Source organism: Paenisporosarcina macmurdoensis, assembly GCF_042658845.1.
Classification (GTDB): Bacteria; Bacillota; Bacilli; order Bacillales_A; family Planococcaceae; genus Paenisporosarcina; species Paenisporosarcina macmurdoensis.
Map to the genome: position 1 here is coordinate 164,733 of NZ_JBHSRI010000038.1, position 19,934 is coordinate 184,666.

Annotated in this window: 17 protein-coding genes and 1 pseudogene; 14 read left to right on the forward strand and 4 right to left on the reverse strand. The window is 39.6% G+C overall.

What is annotated here, in order from left to right; genetic code table 11:
* The first annotated feature begins 55 nt into the window (after nucleotides 1–55).
* Both ACFPYN_RS18245 and ACFPYN_RS18250 read left to right on the forward strand, forming a co-directional pair.
* Nucleotides 56–1,078: a S66 family peptidase gene (locus tag ACFPYN_RS18245; RefSeq protein WP_377736228.1), complete on the forward strand. Its 1,023-nt coding sequence runs from the start codon at nucleotides 56–58 to the stop codon at nucleotides 1,076–1,078.
* 333 nt (nucleotides 1,079–1,411) lie between these two features.
* Complete coding sequence (locus ACFPYN_RS18250) at nucleotides 1,412–3,574, forward strand: putative bifunctional diguanylate cyclase/phosphodiesterase (RefSeq protein ID WP_377736229.1); 2,163 nt, start codon at nucleotides 1,412–1,414, stop codon at nucleotides 3,572–3,574.
* Nucleotides 3,575–3,649: 75 nt separating this feature from the next.
* On the opposite strand, the gene ACFPYN_RS18255 is transcribed toward ACFPYN_RS18250, so the two are convergent.
* On the reverse strand, nucleotides 3,650–4,171 hold the full coding sequence (locus ACFPYN_RS18255) for a YceI family protein (RefSeq protein ID WP_377736231.1): 522 nt from the start codon (nucleotides 4,169–4,171) through the stop codon (nucleotides 3,650–3,652).
* A 274-nt stretch (nucleotides 4,172–4,445) separates the two neighbouring features.
* On the opposite strand from ACFPYN_RS18255, the gene ACFPYN_RS18260 reads away from it, so the two are divergent.
* From ACFPYN_RS18260 to ACFPYN_RS18285, 6 genes and pseudogenes are all read left to right on the forward strand, one after another.
* A complete protein-coding gene (locus ACFPYN_RS18260) occupies nucleotides 4,446–4,754 on the forward strand; it encodes a winged helix-turn-helix transcriptional regulator (protein WP_377736233.1) in 309 nt (102 codons plus the stop codon).
* A gap of 75 nt (nucleotides 4,755–4,829) precedes the next feature.
* Nucleotides 4,830–5,744 (forward strand): UDP-N-acetylmuramate dehydrogenase, encoded by a 915-nt coding sequence (gene murB / locus ACFPYN_RS18265; RefSeq protein WP_377736235.1) that lies wholly within the window; start codon nucleotides 4,830–4,832, stop codon nucleotides 5,742–5,744.
* A 100-nt stretch (nucleotides 5,745–5,844) separates the two neighbouring features.
* Nucleotides 5,845–7,301 (forward strand): annotated as a pseudogene (locus ACFPYN_RS18270) (potassium/proton antiporter).
* 809 nt (nucleotides 7,302–8,110) lie between these two features.
* Complete coding sequence (locus tag ACFPYN_RS18275; protein WP_377736237.1) at nucleotides 8,111–10,480, forward strand: penicillin acylase family protein; 2,370 nt, start codon at nucleotides 8,111–8,113, stop codon at nucleotides 10,478–10,480.
* Between the two features lie 22 nt (nucleotides 10,481–10,502).
* On the forward strand, nucleotides 10,503–10,850 hold the full coding sequence (locus ACFPYN_RS18280; protein ID WP_377736239.1) for a fluoride efflux transporter FluC: 348 nt from the start codon (nucleotides 10,503–10,505) through the stop codon (nucleotides 10,848–10,850).
* Nucleotides 10,847–11,191, forward strand: a complete 345-nt coding sequence (locus ACFPYN_RS18285; protein ID WP_377736241.1) for a fluoride efflux transporter FluC — start codon at nucleotides 10,847–10,849, stop codon at nucleotides 11,189–11,191. The genes ACFPYN_RS18280 and ACFPYN_RS18285 overlap by 4 nt, the downstream gene beginning before the upstream one ends.
* A 175-nt stretch (nucleotides 11,192–11,366) precedes the next feature.
* On the opposite strand, the gene ACFPYN_RS18290 is transcribed toward ACFPYN_RS18285, so the two are convergent.
* Nucleotides 11,367–12,350, reverse strand: a complete 984-nt coding sequence (locus tag ACFPYN_RS18290) for a DmpA family aminopeptidase (protein WP_377736243.1) — start codon at nucleotides 12,348–12,350, stop codon at nucleotides 11,367–11,369.
* Nucleotides 12,351–12,410: 60 nt separating this feature from the next.
* Nucleotides 12,411–12,830 carry a universal stress protein gene (locus ACFPYN_RS18295; protein WP_377736246.1) on the reverse strand — a complete coding sequence of 140 codons (420 nt, stop codon included), beginning with the start codon at nucleotides 12,828–12,830 and terminating at the stop codon, nucleotides 12,411–12,413.
* A gap of 309 nt (nucleotides 12,831–13,139) precedes the next feature.
* On the opposite strand from ACFPYN_RS18295, the gene ACFPYN_RS18300 reads away from it, so the two are divergent.
* The 3 genes from ACFPYN_RS18300 to ACFPYN_RS18310 are packed head-to-tail and all read left to right on the forward strand — an operon-like array spanning nucleotide 13,140 to nucleotide 16,738.
* Nucleotides 13,140–13,505 (forward strand): ArsR/SmtB family transcription factor, encoded by a 366-nt coding sequence (locus tag ACFPYN_RS18300; RefSeq protein WP_377736248.1) that lies wholly within the window; start codon nucleotides 13,140–13,142, stop codon nucleotides 13,503–13,505.
* Nucleotides 13,492–15,600 carry a heavy metal translocating P-type ATPase gene (locus ACFPYN_RS18305; RefSeq protein ID WP_377736249.1) on the forward strand — a complete coding sequence of 703 codons (2,109 nt, stop codon included), beginning with the start codon at nucleotides 13,492–13,494 and terminating at the stop codon, nucleotides 15,598–15,600. The genes ACFPYN_RS18300 and ACFPYN_RS18305 overlap by 14 nt, the downstream gene beginning before the upstream one ends.
* 19 nt (nucleotides 15,601–15,619) lie before the next feature.
* Entirely contained in the window at nucleotides 15,620–16,738 is a 1,119-nt protein-coding gene (locus ACFPYN_RS18310; RefSeq protein ID WP_377736251.1) for a GNAT family N-acetyltransferase, read from the forward strand.
* Between the two features lie 36 nt (nucleotides 16,739–16,774).
* On the opposite strand, the gene ACFPYN_RS18315 is transcribed toward ACFPYN_RS18310, so the two are convergent.
* Entirely contained in the window at nucleotides 16,775–16,930 is a 156-nt protein-coding gene (locus ACFPYN_RS18315; RefSeq protein WP_377736253.1) for a lmo0937 family membrane protein, read from the reverse strand.
* A 244-nt stretch (nucleotides 16,931–17,174) separates the two neighbouring features.
* Here ACFPYN_RS18315 and mntR point away from each other — a divergent pair, with 244 nt between their 5' ends.
* From mntR to ACFPYN_RS18330, 3 genes are all read left to right on the forward strand, one after another.
* Nucleotides 17,175–17,597: a transcriptional regulator MntR gene (gene mntR, locus ACFPYN_RS18320; protein WP_377736255.1), complete on the forward strand. Its 423-nt coding sequence runs from the start codon at nucleotides 17,175–17,177 to the stop codon at nucleotides 17,595–17,597.
* A 21-nt stretch (nucleotides 17,598–17,618) separates the two neighbouring features.
* Nucleotides 17,619–18,485 (forward strand): CvfB family protein, encoded by an 867-nt coding sequence (locus ACFPYN_RS18325; RefSeq protein WP_377736257.1) that lies wholly within the window; start codon nucleotides 17,619–17,621, stop codon nucleotides 18,483–18,485.
* 161 nt (nucleotides 18,486–18,646) lie between these two features.
* Nucleotides 18,647–19,546 carry a DUF1002 domain-containing protein gene (locus ACFPYN_RS18330; RefSeq protein WP_377736259.1) on the forward strand — a complete coding sequence of 300 codons (900 nt, stop codon included), beginning with the start codon at nucleotides 18,647–18,649 and terminating at the stop codon, nucleotides 19,544–19,546.
* Nucleotides 19,547–19,934 lie beyond the last annotated feature (388 nt).

Below are 19,934 nucleotides of genomic sequence, written 5' to 3' on the forward strand. Positions count from 1 at the left end.
TATGATACGAAAATCATGTAAAATAGTTTCAATCTTACAAAAAAGGGTGAACGCAATGATTCAATATCCGCAAGCACTTCAAACAGGTCAAACAATCGGAATAACAGCACCTTCTTCAGGTGTGGATAGTGAATTACACGATTTAATACACCTTAGTAAAAAACAATTCGAAAACCGGGGATACAACATTGTAATTGGAGAAACTGTGTGGACGCAATACAAAGCTGCTTCATCTTCAAAGGAAAAACGCGCCGCTGAACTAAATTCGATGTTACAAAGGCAGGATATACACGCAATCATTCCACCATGGGGAGGCGAAATATTGCAAGAAATCTTACCTCTTATTGAATGGGGTAAAATCCAACCAAAATGGGTTCTTGGCTATTCAGATACGAGTACTTTATTGTTTGCGATGACATTAAAGACCGGTATCGCCACTGCACACGGTACAAACTTTGTCGATTTACGAAGTGATGAATGGGATCCAACGACTAGTAAATTTCTAGAAGTGCTTTCTTCAGAAGAGGGAGCAACGATTAATCAAGAGTCGTCGTCACACTACCAATTGGAGTGGTCTCATGACAAAGAACCAGATCCATTTGTTTTTAACCTAGATACAGACACGAAGTGGGAAATCGTCAACAATTCAACGGTCGAAATGAAAGGGCGTTTGTTAGGAGGGTGTATGGACACCATTCATCATTTGATTGGAACGCCGTTTGGGAATGTTAAAGAATTTCAAAAAATCCATCTACGTGACGAACCACTCGTTTGGTTTCTTGAAAACTGTGAAATGTCAGCTACAGATTTTCACCGAACATTAATGCAAATGCACCAATCAGGATGGTTTGATAACGCTGCTGGTCTGCTATTTGGACGCACCCCTGCAGGACAAGAAGTAGGCGGTTTCACTACTCTTGATGCTCTAGAGAGATTAGCGGAAGAGACCAACTTGCCAATCATTTATAATGCCGATATCGGCCACGTTCCACCGCAAATGACTTTCGTTAACGGAGCATATGCTGAAATTAAAGTTGCGAATGGAAAAGGCGAAATGACGATGAATTTAAAAGTTTAAGAAAAACAGTTCTTCTCAAGTAAATTGAGAAGAACTGTTTTTTTAAGATATAAGAAAGAATAAGTTTCTAAAGCACTTGAAGTAGCTAGAACGCGCTTTGCGCTTTTCTATAGTGAATGCTTGTCCTAAAACAAACTTTTGTAAAATTTTAGTGCTTCAAAAGACTCCTCATCAATAAAAATTTGTAATAGTATCTCTTTTACTAGTAATATTTCACTCTTTTATTGACTATAGTCCGTCATTCCTCGACAATAAAAATAGAGAGTAAGAATAATATTAGTATTTATATACAAGTATGTGTAAATTAATAGGACTAATATAGGATGTGACAACATGTCAATTAGGCAGCGCCAAGTATATATTTTGCTGACAATCATATTATTGACGGTTGTTACATTAACTATCTTTAATTATAAATCGTCAAAAAATTTTGTTCTTGAAACAGTGCAGAAGGAAACAAAGGGGTTATTGGATAGTTTTACAGATGAAACGAATAAATTTTCAAATGAACGTGTAGCAGAACTCGAATTAATTGCGGACTATATAGCATTGCTTGAAAGTGAAGAGGAAATTGTAAAGTTCTTAGGTGAACAACGGGAGAAAATGCCTTTCTTTGCTTCTCTTGGTTTCATAACTACTGAAGGAGAAGTTTTAGCGGGTGATGGAACTCGTTTTCCAGTGAATCAAATAGAATCATTTGACCGTGCTTTGCAAGGGGAAACTGTTTTTAGTGATATATTTCCCTTTTTTCAAGATTCCACTCAGTTAGTTACCGCAGTTAGAATCCCCGTTATCAAGAATGAAAAAACAATAGGTGTACTTTCAGGTGTTGTCAATATGGGGAATGTTTTGGGTTCGATAGCAAAAGAATCAAATTTGCCAGGGACACTTTTTTTACTAAAAGAAAATCAATTAGTTTTTTCTTCTTCAGATTCAAAACTTGAGAAAAGTGGCCCGCAGGTTTCAGGTGTACTTAAAGAGATACAAGAAAGCGAACAAGGGACCATATTAATTGACGAAAATACAGCCCATTATGTTATGTACCAACGGACAGCTGGCGATTGGACGGTTGTTGTTGATTCCTTCACGGATCGGATGAAAGATCAGATTTCTTCAATTTTTTGGCGAAACACATTGATCGTTGGCTTCTCATTTCTAATTTTATGTGGAATTTACTTCTATGTAAGAAATAATGAAAAGCGTGAAGAGAATCTGTTGAAACGGGATTTACTGACGAACTTACCTAATCGAGTGATGCTAGAGGAAAGCTTAAAGAAGGATTTAAATCCTCAAAGCTTTAAAAAATTCACTTTATTTTTTATTAACTTAGATCGATTTAAAGAAATTAATGAACGCAATGGTTATCAGTTAGGTGACCGAGTATTATTCGAAACGAGTCGTAAAATCCAAGCGTTTGCTGGACGATATGATCTATATCGTGTTGGTGGAGATGAATTTGTATTAATCGCACCGTTTACTTCTGAAGAAGAAGTAAAAACCATAGCAGTAAATTTAGTGAAACTAATGGAAAGCCCAATAGAGTTATCTTCATTTGAAAGCGTTTGGGTGACATTTAGTGTAGGTATTCGTAAATCTTCATTAGGAGATTGGCCAGATTTAATGATGCAGGATGCCACATTTGCCGTACAAGAGGCAAAAAAACATGGTGGAAATCGCTATGTATTTTTCTCTCAAGAACTAGCGAATCAAAATGAAAGAGTTCGTTTGATTGCTAACAATGTTGTTCATGCACTGGCAAATCAAGAATATTTCATGGTATATCAACCTGTTTATGATTTATCTACGAAGAAAATTACGAGTTATGAAGCTTTACTGAGATGGGAATCTCCAATCATTGGTCAAGTGTCGCCAGTAGAATTTATTCCTTTATTAGAAGAAAGTGATTTAATTATCCCTGTGGGGAGATGGATTTTCCGACAAGTGATCACGCAGATAAAGCTATGGGAAGAAGAAGGTCACGAAGATTTTCATGTAGCGATTAATATATCTGTTAAACATATGATGCACCCTGATTTTTTATATGATGTGAAATCAATTATTCATGAGATGAAGATCTCACCACAGCGATTAATCTTTGAAATTACGGAAACAGTTGCTGTGCAAAATACGGACCTGGCAATTCAAATTTTAAGTGAATTAAATATTTTGGGTGTGAAAACGGCTCTTGATGACTTTGGTACTGGCTACTCTTCACTTTCGGTTTTGAAACTGTTGCCAATCCAACAAGTAAAAGTTGATCGTTCATTTATTGTGGAAATGGAACAAGATGGAGAGAAATCACTAGTCATTTTACAAGGGGTATTAGATATTGCGAAAAACCTAGGGATGTCTACTGTGATGGAAGGTGTAGAAACCCCAGAACAACTCGAATTATTGAGAGAGTTGGGTGCACAGAAGATTCAAGGGTACTTAATCAGTCGCCCTGTGGTAGCAGAATTGGCAATTGAACTTAGAAAACAAACCTGGCTGCATTAAAAAAAGGAACTTCTCTATACAAGAGAAGTTCCTTTTTATTTAAAAGAATTTGTTAAACGGTATTTTTAATCTTAATTAAGCTGGGTTAGCTTCAAGGTCAATCGTAATTTTAATCTCTTTACCTACTAAAACTCCACCAGTTTCAAGTGCAGCATTCCATGTTAAGCCGAAATCTTCACGGTTAATTTTAGTTTCAGCTTCAAAAGCTACTACTTCAACGCCCCACGGGTTAGTACCTTTACCACCGTATTCAGCTTCAAATACCACTGGTTTAGTTACGTCTTTAATTGTTAAGTCACCAGCAATGGCATAGTCTTCGCCTTTTTTAGAAATATCATTAGCTACAAATTTAATTTCCGGGTATGTTTCAGCATCAAAGAAATCAGCTGAACGAAGGTGATTGTCACGATCTTCGCTTCCAGTGTTAATACTTGCTACCTTAATTGTGAAAGCAATGTTTGCACCAGTTAGGTCTGTTTCTTCTGCTCCAACGTCAGCAGTAAAATCAGTGAAAGATCCACGTACTTTAGAAACCATCATATGTTTTACTGAAAATCCAATACTTGAGTGAGAAGCGTCTACGTTCCATTTTTTCATTATAAATTCCTCCAATATGTTTTTTAATTTCTATAACTTACTATATGTGGTTATTACCCTAATGTCAATATGTTTGAATTAAAGTATCTCGAATTAAAGATAATTATTTGTGTAAATCTTTTATTACCAAGAAATATCCCAATACTCCTTTCATAAAGTTACTATATGTAAGCTACTATAAAATAATAACATAATTACGTGAAGTAATTTAATTACTATAATTTACATGGATTTTCATTTGGGTTATAATTAATAATAATAGAGGTGAGAATTTATGAAAGAAACGACAATATGTCCGCGTTTATCAAAAGCGATGGAACTCATCGGGAAAAGATGGACAGGGCTAATCCTATATCAGTTATTAGAAGGACCACAGCGATTTAATGAAATCGAATCTTCCTTGCCAGTAAGTGGACGTCTTCTATCAGAGCGATTAAAAGAGTTAGAAAAAGAAGGCATAGTTGAACGTCGTGTTTTTGCAGAAGTTCCTGTGAAAGTGGAATATTCCTTAACTGAAAAAGGAAAAGGGCTGAAAGACGCAATTGCAAACATCGAACATTGGTCAAAAGTATGGTTATCATGAAAATCACTTGTCAAATTGGTCGACAATACGCATACTATGTAATGAAAAGAGTTATGCGAAAGGATTTGGCTTTTCATGAATAAACAGCGTTGGTTTGACGATTTAACTACAAAAATTTCACACGAATGTGTAAAAATAGATGAACTACTTTCCTTGCACACGATGACAAAAATGGGTGGTCGGGCAGATTTATTTGTATCTCCGACAACTGAAGAAGAAACTATTTTTGTTGTGTCATATGCTCATGACAATCAAATTCCCTTATTATTACTTGGAAATGGGTCTAATATGGTGGTTCGAGATGGCGGAGTACGCGGCATCGTCTTGAATTTGTCCAAGTTAAATCGCATTAGTATTAAAGGAACTCGTGTATACGCTGAAAGTGGCGCTGACATCATTGATGTCTCAAGAGCGGCAGTGAAAGAAACATTAGCAGGACTTGAGTTTGCATGCGGTATCCCTGGTTCCGTCGGTGGTGCAATGGCAATGAATGCGGGAGCATATGGCGGCGAGATTAAAGATATTATTTTCCAAGCCACTGTTTTGACGCAACAAGGAGAAAAACTTGTGTTGTCTAAAGAAGAACTTGAGCTAGAGTACCGTATGAGTGTGATTACTAAAAAAGATTATTTTGTATTGTCCGCAGAGTTTGATCTATTACCTGGTGATCAATTAACAATTGATGCCAAGGTGGCAGATTTAACACATTTACGTGAATCGAAGCAGCCTTTAGAATATCCATCAGCTGGTAGTGTTTTCAAACGTCCCCCAGGTTATTATGCAGGTAAGTTAATTCAAGACTGCGAATTACAAGGCAAGGGATTTGGCGGTGCGGAAGTTTCAATGAAACACGCTGGCTTTATTGTTAATAAAAATAACGCAACGGCAACTGACTATATTCAAACCATTGAAATGGTTCGCGAAAAAGTTCAAGAGAAATTTGGGATTTTACTAGACCTTGAAGTGAAAATTGTTGGCGAAAACGAATAATAAAAGCCTCGAATTCTTTAGAATTCGAGGCTTTTTACATGCAAACAGTAGCAATTACTATTAAACTAAAGAGACAACTAATGTAAAGACAGGAGGACCAATGGAGAATTTTTCAACGGATTTCACGGTATTATTAATAGGGATTTTTCTTTTATGTGGAGTTATGATGACAAAACTTTCAGCAAGAGTGGGAGTTCCATCACTTATTTTGTTCATGTTTCTAGGAATGGCTTTAGGAAGTGATATTTCAGGTCTCATTCATTTTACAGATGCAAAACTTGCCCAAATGGTAGGGGTCTTTGCACTAATCATCATTTTATTTGAAGGTGGACTACAAACGCAGTGGAAACATGCTCGCCCAATTATTGGAGGTGCCACTGTACTTGCTACACTGGGGGTCGTCTTGACGACATCTATTGTGGCGATAGCAGCGTACTATGTGTTGGACATCGGCTGGCTAGAAGCCTTCCTACTTGGATCTATTGTGGGTTCTACCGATGCAGCTGCAGTGTTTTCTGTATTATCAGGCCAAAATATTAAGGAAAAACTAACCTCGACTTTAGAAGCTGAATCAGGAACGAATGATCCGATGGCCATGTTTTTAACTATTGTCTTTATCGAATGGATTTTAATGCCAGACATTTCTGTATGGTCTTTAGTTGGAATGTTCGCTATGCAAATGGGACTGGGCTTAGCATTTGGATTTGGACTAGGTTACATAGCATCTAAAACAATGAATAAAATTAAATTAGATGCAAGTGGACTTTACGCGGTGTTATCTGCAGGCTTTGCCATTTTTATTTACAGTCTAACTGCTGTATTAGGAGGCAGCGGGTTACTCGCAGTTTACATAGCTGCCATGATTATCGGTAACCGAGAATTGACTCATAGTCATTCAATATTTAGCTTTCACGAGGGGTTTGCATGGTTGATGCAAATTACCATGTTCGTGATTTTGGGGTTATTGGTATTCCCGAGTGATCTTGCCGAGTGGGATCTTATTTGGAAAGGCCTTGTACTGTCCTTTGTGTTAATTGTTATTGCTAGACCAATCGCAGTATTTGCTTCTACCATCTTCTTTCCCTATACCCTGAAAGAGAAATGGTTTATGTCATGGGCTGGACTTCGCGGCGCCGTTCCAATCGTCCTCTAGCCGGTATAGAAAATAGTACTTTGTATTTCAATATCGTATTCTTTATTGTTCTGAGTTCAGCATTACTACAAGGGTCGACCATTCCATATGTTGCGAAAGTCTTAGGACTTAATGGACCGCCTGTACCAAAACGGATTCATACATTGGAACTCGTATCCATGGATCGTGCCAATGCAGAAATGTTGGAATTCGAAGTTTCTGAGTTATCGCCATTTGCCGGACAACTTGTTCAAACCATTGGCTTACCAGAAAAGACGGTTATTAGTGCGATTATTCGTCAAGGTAATTTAGTGATGCCAACTGGTGCAACGAAACTACAAACGAAAGATATTTTATATATTCTCACTGCAAAAGAGCAAGTAGCCAATGTGAAATTAGTGTTAGCCGAAGAATTGATGATCTAAAACTAGAGGGTGAAAGATGCCCTCTAGTTTTTATGAAAGATGAGAAAGTATATAATTTTAGTCCCATAAACCCAGTGTTTCAGGTACTTTGGACAAAAAGATGATTCATTAATATGGTTGATTTTCGTTTCAGTCGGACGCTTTCCGCGGGGCGGGCGGTGAGCCTCCTCGGTCGCTTTGCGATCTGCGGGGTCTCACCTGTCCCGCTAATCCCGCTGGAAAGATATTGGACGAACTGTAATTCGTCCAATATCTTTGCGACGAGTAACCGCAGGAGCAGGTGTTTTCACGCCGCCTTCCGCTACAATCCATGAAGTGTGAAGTAACCAACAAGAAAATCTATAAATTGCTTATTGCTAAGACACGAAAAAATGATTCTAAGTTAAGCTAGAGATAGAACACCCTATAATCTGTAGTTGCCATCTATATTAGTTGATTGAAGCGCAGGTGGCGACTTCTGCGGGAATAGCAGATGTTTTCTGCACCGAAAGCAAAGCGGCAGGTGCATGAGCTGAAGACCCCGCAGGAAAGATTCTGGCCAAAAGCCAGTATCTTTGCGACGAGTAACCGCAGGAGCACCATGTTTTTGCAGTGACGAGGAGACTGAAGCCATGCCCGCGAAAAGCGTCCACCGTAGCGGAAATCAACAGGCTACTGTGGTTACTCTTCTTAAAAGTGCCGGTCGAACTTTGCCCGGTTTTTTTTATTGTCTTCAAAGCAGACCGCGCATTTAAGCTTTTCTTTCAATTGCAGGACTTTTTCCTTTTCACACGAAATAGTATAGTAAGAAAGTTTAAGGGGAGAAGGCCATGACCAGAAGAAGAAAGGTAGGCAAATGGATTGCCTGGATTTTAGGTAGCATCGCGTTAATTCTTATAGTGGGAGTCATTTTTTTGAATTTTTACATCGGTAAATCGAAACCACAAATTGATGGCAATATGGCAGTCCGTGTTTTAGAAGAGGAAGTGCTTGTCACACGTGATGAACAGGGAGTCCCGCATATTAAAGCTGAAAGTGATGCGGACTTATATCGTGCACAAGGTTTTGTGCAAGCGCAGGACCGTATGTTTCAAATGGATTTAGCGAGACGACAAGCGAGTGGTCGCTTATCAGAAGTCGTTGGAGGAGCGGCAATTACGACAGACAAATTCTTCCGTACATTTAGTTTGAGGCAGGCTGCAGAAGATTCATGGTCTAGTTATGGAAAAGACGCAAAGCAAGTGCTCACTTGGTACGCTGAAGGGGTAAATGCCTACATAAAGCAAGCACAGGACCAAGGTGAATTATCTTTTGAGTTTAAATTGTTAGGATATGAGCCAGAGCCTTGGACAGAAGTGGATTCTTTAACCATTGGGAAATTTATGGCGTATGACCTTGGTGGTAACTGGTCGAGTTTAGCTGTTCGACATTGGGCGCTTGGGAATTTTTCTGAAGAAAAAGCTCGAGAGATATTTATTACATATCCGGAAGACAAACCCTCAATAATAAAAGCCAATATACAAAATCCAGTTGCCGTTGCAGGTAAATTTGATGCTTCAGTTATTCCTAACGAATTTAATGGCAGTAACAACTGGGTCGTTTCTGGTGATAAAACAGAATCAGGCATGCCCCTACTTGCTGATGATCCGCATTTAGGGCTGAGTACACCATCCATATGGTATCAAATGCATTTGCAATCACCACAACAAAATGTAAGCGGTGTCATATTTGCGGGGATTCCAGGAATTATTTTAGGGCATAACGACGAAATAGCTTGGGGCGTTACGAATGTAGGACCGGATGTTCAAGATTTATATATTGAAACACCAAACCCTGAAGCACCTACCGAATTTAAATACGAAGGGGAATGGGAACAAGCCGAAGTTCGGGACGAACCAATCAAGGTCAAAGACGCTGCCACAGTTGACTTTGAAGTGGTGGTTACGCGTCACGGTCCCATTATTTCCAATGTCATGTTTGATAAAGAAGAACCAAGTGCCCAGTTTTCTTTACAATGGACTGCTCTAGAGCCAACTTTAGAATTACAAGCCATTCTAAATATGAATAAAGCCTCTAATTGGACAGAATTCGAAACAGCGTTGGAAGATTTCCATGCCCCTGCTCAAAACTTTGTTTTTGCAGGGAAAGACGGAACAATTGCGTATAAAGCGAATGGGCGCATCCCGATTCGGAAGTCTGGAGATGCTCAGTTACCGGTACCGGGTGATTCTGACGAGTATGGATGGGAGGGATATGTTCCGTATGATGAATTGCCGACAGTCGTAAATCCGGATGAAGGATTTATTGCAACAGCTAATAATCAAGTAGTAGATGAAACATATCCCTACCACATCACCGACTTTTGGGCTCAATCATATCGCTACGAGCGTATCTCAGAAGTGCTAGAAAAAGGGGATAAATTCACAAAAGAAGATATGATGGCTCTACAAATGGATCAACATAACCTGCAAGCTCGCGAGTTCTTAACAGATATGGTCGCATCCGTAGAAAGAATGGATACAGCAAATAAATACGGTGAGCTCACGGAAATATTAAAACAATGGGATCAAGTAGATTCTGTTGATGTGGCGGCACCACTCATTTTCCATAAATGGATAAAGCAATTGCCAGCTACACTATTCAAGGATCAAATGCCAAAAGATATTTATGACCTAATGGGTGGCAAAGGCAATATCACGGATACAATGATGCGACAAAGTTTCTCAGGACAAGATGGAGCTTGGGTAAGTGAAGGCGGGGGAATTGATGCCTGGATGATGGATTCCTTTGAAACAGCAGTGGCTTCGATTACTGATGAATTTGGTGATAAGTCGGATGATTGGAAGTGGGGTGACTATCACCAATTAACCTTCGACCATCCGTTAAGTGGTGCATCGCCAATCTTTGCTTATTTCTTGAATCCAAAACCTGTACCGATCGGGGGCTCAAATATCACTGCTCAAGCGGCGGGCTTTACAGAGGATGGTTCAGTTGATCATGGAGCTTCTTGGCGGTTTATTGCTGATTTACAGGATCTCTCGAGTGCTCATCATATCGTTGGGCCAGGTCAAAGTGGACATATGAAGTCTCAGTGGTTCCATAACCAAGTAAATGACTGGGTGGATGGGAACTATCACGAAACGCTTATTAATGGTGACATTGTAGACGGTCATACGTTAACATTAAGTCCAAACGAGTAATTGTTAGGGCGTGATAAAACAAATGAAGAATTTTCTATTGGTCGGAATAGGTGGAATGATAGGCGCCTTATTACGCTATAGCGTCATGGTCACAGCGCCAGACATGATTGTTCTATGGTTGGAGAATGGAATAGGGAGCCTCGTCTTAGGTTGGTTGACAGGGCGTGCTGTGGCAACTGGGAAAACGGCATCCATTTTATGGACGACAGGAGTTCTTGGTTCATTTACAACTTTTTCAACCTTTTCAGCTGAGTGGCTTGGTTTAATGCAGGAGAATATAGCATTAGCAGTTGTCTATGGACTTGGCATGACGCTGGCTTGTTTTTTTGCAGCTGCCCTTGGATTTAAGATTGGGGGATTCTCTAAATGACTCTCCTGGCAGTAGGTCTTGGCGGTTGCTTCGGTGCCATATTACGCTATGCCGTATCTCTGAAAATACAAGGTATGAAAGGGATTTTATTGATTAATGGGGTAGGTTCATTTCTGATGGGTTTATCTCTAAATTTGGCCCTGGAAACGAGCTGGATCGCTATCTTTTGGATTGTGGGCTTTTTGGGTGCATTCACCACTTTTTCAACGTTTGCAGTTCAATTCGTGGAAAGCTGGTCTAAAGGTCAGCAACGTCAAGCAATCAGCTACGCTCTGGTCACCCTTATCGGAGGATTTCTATTGGTCACCATTGGATGGTGGGTGGGGACTGCTCTTTACTAAAAAGTAGAAACTTAAAAAACTGCCACTCTGTCATTTACCATGACGGAGTGGCAGTTTTTTGTTGTTTTTCAAGCTACAAGCGCCAGCACTGCGGACCCTTTATGGGGGCGGAATGGCCATTAGCCTTTCATCCTTCCAGCGCAGGCGTCGAGCTAGAAGGCACTTTGCGCTTTTCTTATTGAAATATTCCTTTTTCTATCACTCTACCTAATCGGCCCGTTGTGGTTTCTGCGTGGCGGATGGATTGATAAATGGCTTCTTCAGTTGCTTCAATAACAGCTTGGAATAACTCATTCATTAGTGGGTGATCATCACGTAAGACGGGATGCGTTTCATAAGGAGTGTTTGACTCATGAGCAACCGTATTAGCATTAGAAAACGCGATGACAATATCGCCACTGCCGTTATGTATATGTGTTCCCGTACGACCAAGGCCAATTGCCGCTCGTTTTGCTAACCGTTTCAATTGTCTTGCATCAACAGGAGCGTCTGTGGCGACAACGATGATGACGGAACCATCTGGTTTATCTACTTCATCTTGGTCCCAATTAGATATACGACATTCCTGTGCACGACCAAAGTTCGAAAGCGTAAGAACTCCAACATGGAAAGCCAAATCTTCATGTTGAGCAATTCGCGAAGAGCTGCCAATGCCACCCTTTACTCCGTAGCAAATCATGCCCTTGCCAGCACCCACTGCTCCTTGTTCAAAGCTTCCGGATGTAGCTGCTTGTAATGCTTCAATCGCGTGTTGTGGGCGGACAGCTAAAAGACGCATTGAATTTAAGTAGCTATCATTGCACTCGCCGACCACAAGATTAAGAGAGCTTGTAGAGTCACCGATAGTAGGGTTTTGTTCCAACATATAGGACAGTGTTCCTTCTAAAACCGCTCCGACGCTAAAAGTGTTCGTGAGCATAATAGGTGATTCCATCAGTCCTAATTCTTCCAGTTGAATGAGACCGACCGTTTTTCCGAAGCCATTTAACACAAAGCTTGCAGCGGGAACTTTATGCAAAAAAGAATTTTTACTATGTGGCAAAATGGCTGTAACTCCTGTGCAAATTGAATCCTTATCATTCATGTTTTCATACAATGTGACATGGCCGATTTTTACACCGGGTACATCCGTAATTAAATTTAGCAAGCCTTTCTTCAAGTGAATCATCTCCAAATACAAAACTCAGACTGGGCCAATGAATGGACCAGTCTGAGTTTATTATTTAATTAATAAAACAGGTGAATGAACTCGTTTGGCGACTTTATGACTGACACTACCGAGCACCATTTCTTGTAGTGTATTGAGACCTCGACTGCCAATGATTACAATATCATAATTTTCTTGGTTTGCATGTTCGACGATAACTGGACCTGCTTCACCATGAAGCAACTTAATGTCGGTGGCAATCCCTTTGGAAGTGAAAAGTTCTTTAATGGGCATAATTTTGTTTTTGCGATCGATGTGCAGCTCTTCGCTACTCATGCTATGAATGACGTCAGTACGTGTTTTGTCGTAATCCAACACATAGAGTAACGTTACATGTGCATCCTGAGTGGAACTTGCCAAGAAAACAGCGTGAGTTGCTGCTCTTTTCGAATGCGAAGAACCATCAACAGCCACTAAAATTTTTTTATACATCATGATTCCCCCTGTAGAAATGGTGTTTTGATGCAATCCATTTAACTTTAAATGAGTTGGTGAATTCTCAAATGAAGCAAAACATAACTGCTCATATTATATATATATATTCTCTAAAGTTTAGGTGAAATCCTCTATTGTGTACTGTTCGTGAAATATTGCGACAAAACATGATCATAATTAATTGGAATGTATTCGTTCTAGAAAGCCGTTGTTCAAATGGCTGTTTGAATGTTCTTGCGTTTAAAACTATGCGAGCATATACTGAAGTTAATAATCAAATGAATGTTTGAATGAGGGGCTGAAAAAATGAATAAAGAAACTTGCGAAGTAACTTGTGTCCATGAGGAAGATGTGAAATATGTCCAACAGAACTTACCTGATTTAAAAGGGATGTCCGTCATATTTAAGGCATTAGCAGATGAAACAAGACTGAAAATTTCTTATGCATTAACCCTTCAAAATGAATTATGTGTATGCGATGTGGCAGCGATTATTCAATCGTCTACTGCAACGGCTTCACATCATTTACGCTATTTAAAAGATATCGATTTAGCAAAGTCACATAAAAAAGGCAAGCTGGTCTATTACAGGCTAGCTGACGATCATGTAGGGCAACTTGTGAAAATTGCATATGAACATGCGAAAGAAGGCGATAAACATGAAAGCAACTGATCAACAGGAATACCGATTAGAAAACTTAACATGTGCGAACTGCGCCATGAAATTCGAGAAAAATATTCAAGCGCTACCGAACGTGAGCGAAGTCAATGTTAATTTTGGTGCATCAAAGTTACGTGTGATAGGACCTATTACTGTAGAAGATTTAGAAAAAGCAGGTGCATTTGATGGCATTAAAGTTGTTCCAATGACATCGAAACGAATAATTGAAAGTAAACCTTTTTATAAAAGAAAAGAAAATATACTGACGTTGTTGTCATTTATTCTATTGGTCGTGGGAACGGTCATTTCATTTCAAACGGCTGAAGAGGATCCATATGCAATTCTATTTTTCGCGCTATCTATAGCCATTGGTGGCTATGCAATGTTTTGGAGTGGTTTGAAAAACTTATCGCGATTCTACTTCGATATGAAGACGCTTATGACCATTGCCATCATTGGTGCTGCGATTATCGGGGAATGGCGTGAAGGTGCTGTGGTTGTCTTCTTATTTGCAGTCAGTGAAGCACTCGAGGCTTACTCGATGACTAAAGCACGTCAATCCATTCGTCAGCTAATGGATATAGCTCCAGCACGAGCTTTTATTCGCAGAAACGGTGAAACGATGGAACTGGGCACGGAAGATATCGTTATTGGAGATACGCTTCTTGTAAAACCAGGTCAAAAGATTGCGATGGACGGAGACGTGTTGACTGGTTACTCATCGGTCAATCAAGCCCCGATAACCGGAGAATCGATGCCTGTTTTCAAAAAGCAAGGAGACGAAGTGTTTGCAGGGACGTTGAATGAAGAAGGGGCTCTTGAAATTCGTGTAACCAAGCGAGTAGAAGATACCACGATTGCGAAAATTATTCATTTAGTAGAAGAAGCACAGGCGGAAAAAGCGCCATCTCAAAAATTTGTTGATCAATTTGCTAAGTATTATACACCGAGCATTATCGTTATTGCTTTGCTGGTAGCGGTTATTCCTCCTTTATTCATGGGAGATTGGCAAGCTTGGATCTATCAAGGTCTTGCTGTGTTAGTAGTAGGTTGTCCTTGTGCACTCGTTGTTTCAACGCCCGTAGCTATCGTTACAGCAATTGGTAATGCGGCGAAACAAGGTGTTCTGATCAAAGGGGGCATCCATTTAGAAGAAATGGGCCGCTTGCAAGCCATTGCCTTTGATAAAACAGGTACATTAACAAAAGGTTTTCCAGAAGTAACCGACTTGTCGACAGACGTTTCGTTTACAGAAACGGAAGTCATTCAAAAAGTGGCGTCCGTCGAGGCGTATTCAGGTCACCCATTAGCTCGAGCGATCGTAACGTATGCATACGTTCAAAATGTCGACCACTCACCAGTTGAAAATTTCCACTCAGTTACTGGTAAAGGTGTGATTGCCACAGTGGATAGCGTAGAAGTCGCTATTGGTAGTTTGAAATGGGCAGAAGAATCTACTACAATTACAGATGATGTAAAAGCAGACGTAAAATCGCTTCAACAACAAGGAAAATCAGTGATGGTCGTTCTCTTCAATCATCAATACGTAGGTCATTTAGCCGTAGCAGATGCGATAAGAGAAACAAGTCCAACCATTATTAAGAAATTACGAGAACTTGGAATAAAACATATGGTTATGTTAACTGGGGATCATCCAATAACTGCTGCCGCGATAGCTCAAATGCTGAATTTGACGGACGTCAGAGCAGGATTAATGCCAGATGAAAAACTCCATGCGGTAAAAGAATTACGTATTGAATTCGGCCGTGTGGCTATGGTAGGAGATGGCATGAATGACGCTCCAGCACTTGCTGCCGCGACGGTTGGTATTGCAATGGGTGGAGCGGGGACAGATGCTGCTCTTGAAACGGCGGATGTTGCCTTAATGGCTGATGACTTAGAAAAACTTCCATATACCATCCAATTAAGTAGAAAAGCATTGCGTATTATTAAAGAAAACATTATGTTTGCTTTAGGGTTAAAAATAGTGGCGTTACTGCTAATCATTCCAGGGTGGTTAACTCTTTGGATTGCGATATTTGCAGATATGGGTGCAACGTTACTCGTTGTTTTAAATTCAATGAGATTACTGCGCATTCAAAAGTAACGCAGTTCGGGGGATGAACATGCGATTAACAGAATGGACGATGGAAGAACAAGAACAACTGATTCATTTTATGACCACAAGTACATGGCCTTTTCATGGCAATTCGAACCCAGCGAGAGAAATTATCGAAAAGACGATTGAAGAGGGCGGGTACGAATCGGACGAAGTCAAAACGTTCTGGGTCGAAAATGATGAACATCAAAAAGTAGGAATCGTTAAAGTTTTTGATTTACAAGATGAAATTCCTGTTTTTGACTTACGTATAGCTGAAAGTCAACGTGGTAATGGCTATGGTCCCTCTGCCCTAAAGAAGGTGGCAGAGTACGTATTTAACTTACCTGAAAAGAAAATTCGTGTTGAAGGTCATACACGCCAAGATAACTTTGCCATGCGTAAAACATTTGAACGAGCAGGATTTGTAAAAGAAGGGCATCTCCGTAAAGCTTGGTTTTCTCCTAAAGAGAGTTCTTATTATGATGCCATCACTTATGGTATTACCAGAGAAGACTTCTTAGAAGGCACAACAACACCCGTCTTGTGGGACGATCAACAAGCAACGGACCAAGCAGAAACAAAAGTCCATACTGCGATGCGTACATTCCCAGATTCTTTTGAATCGGCGAGGTTAGTAATTCGGGCTCCACAAGTTGAAGATGCTCCTCTTGTTTGGGAAAGTATTAACATTTCGCAAAAAGCTTTAAAACCTTGGATGCCATTTGCTCAAAAAAGTCAAAAAATCGAAGATACCACTGAAAATATTAGACAAGCAACTGCAGATTTCATTACCAGAAAAGATTTGCGACTTCACTTGTTTTTAAAAGAAACTGGTGAATTTATTGGTTCGAGTGGATTTCATCGAATAAATTGGGATATTCCAAAAGTGGAAATTGGTTATTGGTTAGACAGTCGCTTTGAAGGCAAGGGCTATATGACAGAAGCCGCAGAGCGTTTAACGGAGTTTGCATTTGAAGAGTTTGGTGCCAGAAGAGTAGAAATCCGATGCGATATTGATAATGTAAGAAGTCGAGCTGTCGCAGAAAGATTAAAATTCACATTAGAAGGCATACTAAAACATGACTCACTTTCTGCAGATGGACAATATGTTCGAGATACCTGTATTTATGCCAAAATAAAATAAAAAAGGGATGTCCGCATTACACGGACATCCCTTTTGTTACAGTTTACGTTTACCTGTAACTAATTGTACGACTAAAATAATACCTGCAATCAATAAAAGTAAGTGAATTAGACCGCCGCCAATTTTAAGTACAAGTCCAAGTAACCAAATAACGATTAATACGACGATAATCATCCATAACATTCTACCCATTTAAGCTCGTCCTTTCTGCAATTAGGCTTTGATAGTAATAAGTTACCCTTGTTATTTTAGTCATAAACCATTTGAACAAGAAAATGTGAAAATAATTCAACATTTTCATAAAGCAAGCTTTCGAATCGGTCCTTCCAGCGCCGGCGTGGAGGTAAAATGGCGCTTTCAGCTTTTCGTTATAGATTGAGAACGGATAGCGACTATAGTACACTTATATAAGCTATGGAAAGAGAGGAACAGAGTGATGCCGACACCTAGTATGGAAGATCATATCGAACAAATCTATATGCTGATTGAGCAAAAAGGATATGCGCGTGTTTCGGATATCGCTGAATCTCTTTCAGTTCTTCCTTCTTCTGTAACGAAAATGGTTCAAAAACTAGACAAGGATGGATATTTGATTTATGAACGCTACCGAGGCCTGATGCTAACACCAAAAGGGTTGAAGTTAGGGAAACGTTTAGTTCAACGTCACGATTTGTTGGAACAGTTTTTACGATTAATTGGCGTACAGGAAGACAAAATATATGAAGATGTAGAAGGAATCGAACATCACTTGAGCTGGAATTCAATTGACCGGATTGCTGACTTAAATCAAGCGTTGGAAGAGAATCCTGATTTTCTTCAAAAATTAGAAGAACTTAAAGAACAGCAACAATCAGAGTGAAAAGCGAAAGGAGTGTCCAGATTGAGCGAAATCGTATCAGGAGATATTTTAGACTTACAAGTTAAGTCGAAAGAGTCTTCTAAATGGATATTATCCAATGGAGAAATTGACGTACCAATTAATGAATCTGAAGCACCACAAGATGTACAAGTTGGCGATACAATCAAAGTATTTATGTTTAAAGATCGTCGTGGTAGCTTAAGTGCAACTTCTGCATTGCCACATATTACAAAAGATACGTATGGTTGGGCTAGAGTCCTTAAAACGGACGAACGCGAAGGATCATATGTAGATATAGGTAGTGCACGTGAAGTCGTAGTGAAAAGTTTTGATTTACCCGTACTTAAAGAACTTTGGCCAACGACTGGCGATCACCTATACATGACATTACGAACGGATTTTCACGGCAGTTTATTTGGCCGCTTAATTACTGAAGAAAAAGTTGCAGAATCGTTTATTGAAGCACCTACATCAGTTTTTAATGAAAACTTAAAAGCTCGAGCGTATCGCTTACTTCCAGTTGGTTCATTTTTAATCACCGTACCCCAAGGTTACAGAATCTTTGTCCACCACACAGAACAATTGGCTGAACCACGCTTAGGTGAAGAAGTTGAAGTTCGTGTGATTGGTGTTAAAGAAGATGGCTCTTTAAATGGTTCTATGCTGCCACGTAAAGAAGAAAGATTAATGGACGATGCTGAAACTCTGTATCGTTATATACAAGATATGGGTGGTAAAATGCCATTTACCGATAAATCTTCTCCAGATGAGATTTATGACATGTTTAACTTGAGCAAAGCCTCATTCAAACGGGCATTAGGAAAGTTAATGAAAGAAAGAAAAATCGAGCAAAAAGATGGTTGGACTACAGTTAAATCTGACATCTAAATTACTGAATATGTGTTTGACAGGTACAAAGAGAAAGGCGAGATTAAGGCTCACCGAAACTTTTTGTACCTTTTTTCGTACTATTAAGAGGGAGCAAACGCTACAATGAGTAGCGGAACCCAACGTAATAGAAAATGGTTATTTTGAGAGGAGATTAAGCTATGAAAAAGAATGTTTTTCGTGTCGTATCGTTCCTACTGGCAGCTTCTTTACTTTTGCCAACAAGTGCTTTTGCGTCATCAGAAGAGGGAATTAATGAAAAATTCGGCATGCCGATTGTTGTGTACGGAGCTGATTTAACAGAGTCAGAAAAACAAAGTGTTAAAGATAGCCTTGAAGTAACAAAAGAATCTGAAGTTGAAGAAATTACTGTGACAGGTGATGATTTAGTAACCTATATTAAAGACGGAGACGCATCTGCTCGCATGTTCTCATCAGCGAAAATTACACGTCAAGATGCCGGAAAAGGATTAGTCATCGATATTGTTACTGAAGATAACATCACCCAAGTTACTGCTGAAATGTACGAAAATGCGATGTTAACAGCAGGAATTGAAGATGCTACAGTGGTAGTAGCAGCGCCTAAAAAAGTAACCGGACACTCGGCTTTAGTCGGAATTTATAAGGCCTATGAAGTGAGTGGAGAGACTCTAGACAAAGAACGCACAGATGTGGCAAATGAAGAACTTTCAGTGGCAACTATACTTGCGAATGAATCGGGTATTGATGAAGCGAAAGTAAGTGAACTGTTAACTGAGATTAAAAAAGATATTGCAGAAAAAAATCCAGCAACTAAAGAAGAAGTCGAAAAAATTGTGCAAGAACAATTAACGAATTTGAAAATCGAGTTAAGTCCAGAAGATCGCCAATTATTAGTTGATTTGATGGATAGAATTCGTAAACTGGACATCGATTTTAGTAAATGGTCAGATCAATTAAATGATTTAAGCAAAACAATTGAAGATAAAATCGGTAATGTCGTTGATAATGAAGGTTTTTGGCAAGGTGTTAAAAACTTTTTCAACAACTTAATTGATTCTCTTCGTTCATTGTTTAACTAAGAGGGGCTGTCCTAAAGTCATGAAATATGACTAAGGGCAGTGCCTTTTTTTATAAGGAGAGGTTGATTTCCGTTTCAGGCGGACGCTTTCCGCGGGCATGTCCTCAGCCTCCTCGACGAGCAAAAAAACATCTGCTCCTGCATCGCTACGCTAGCTTCGTCGCAAACAAGTTGTGTAACCACAACTTGTTGCCTGTGGGGTCTTCCGCTCATGCTATTCCCACTGAAGTCGCGGCATTTTCACTTCACTCAACCGATAAGTTCATCACGAGCACGACAGACAATTATAGACTGGTTACAATGTTTTAATGTAGGTACAGGAAAAAAAGCTCATTTTACTCCTCTTATTTTAGGAACTTATTTAACAGCTCCTTTTCATAAAATCACAT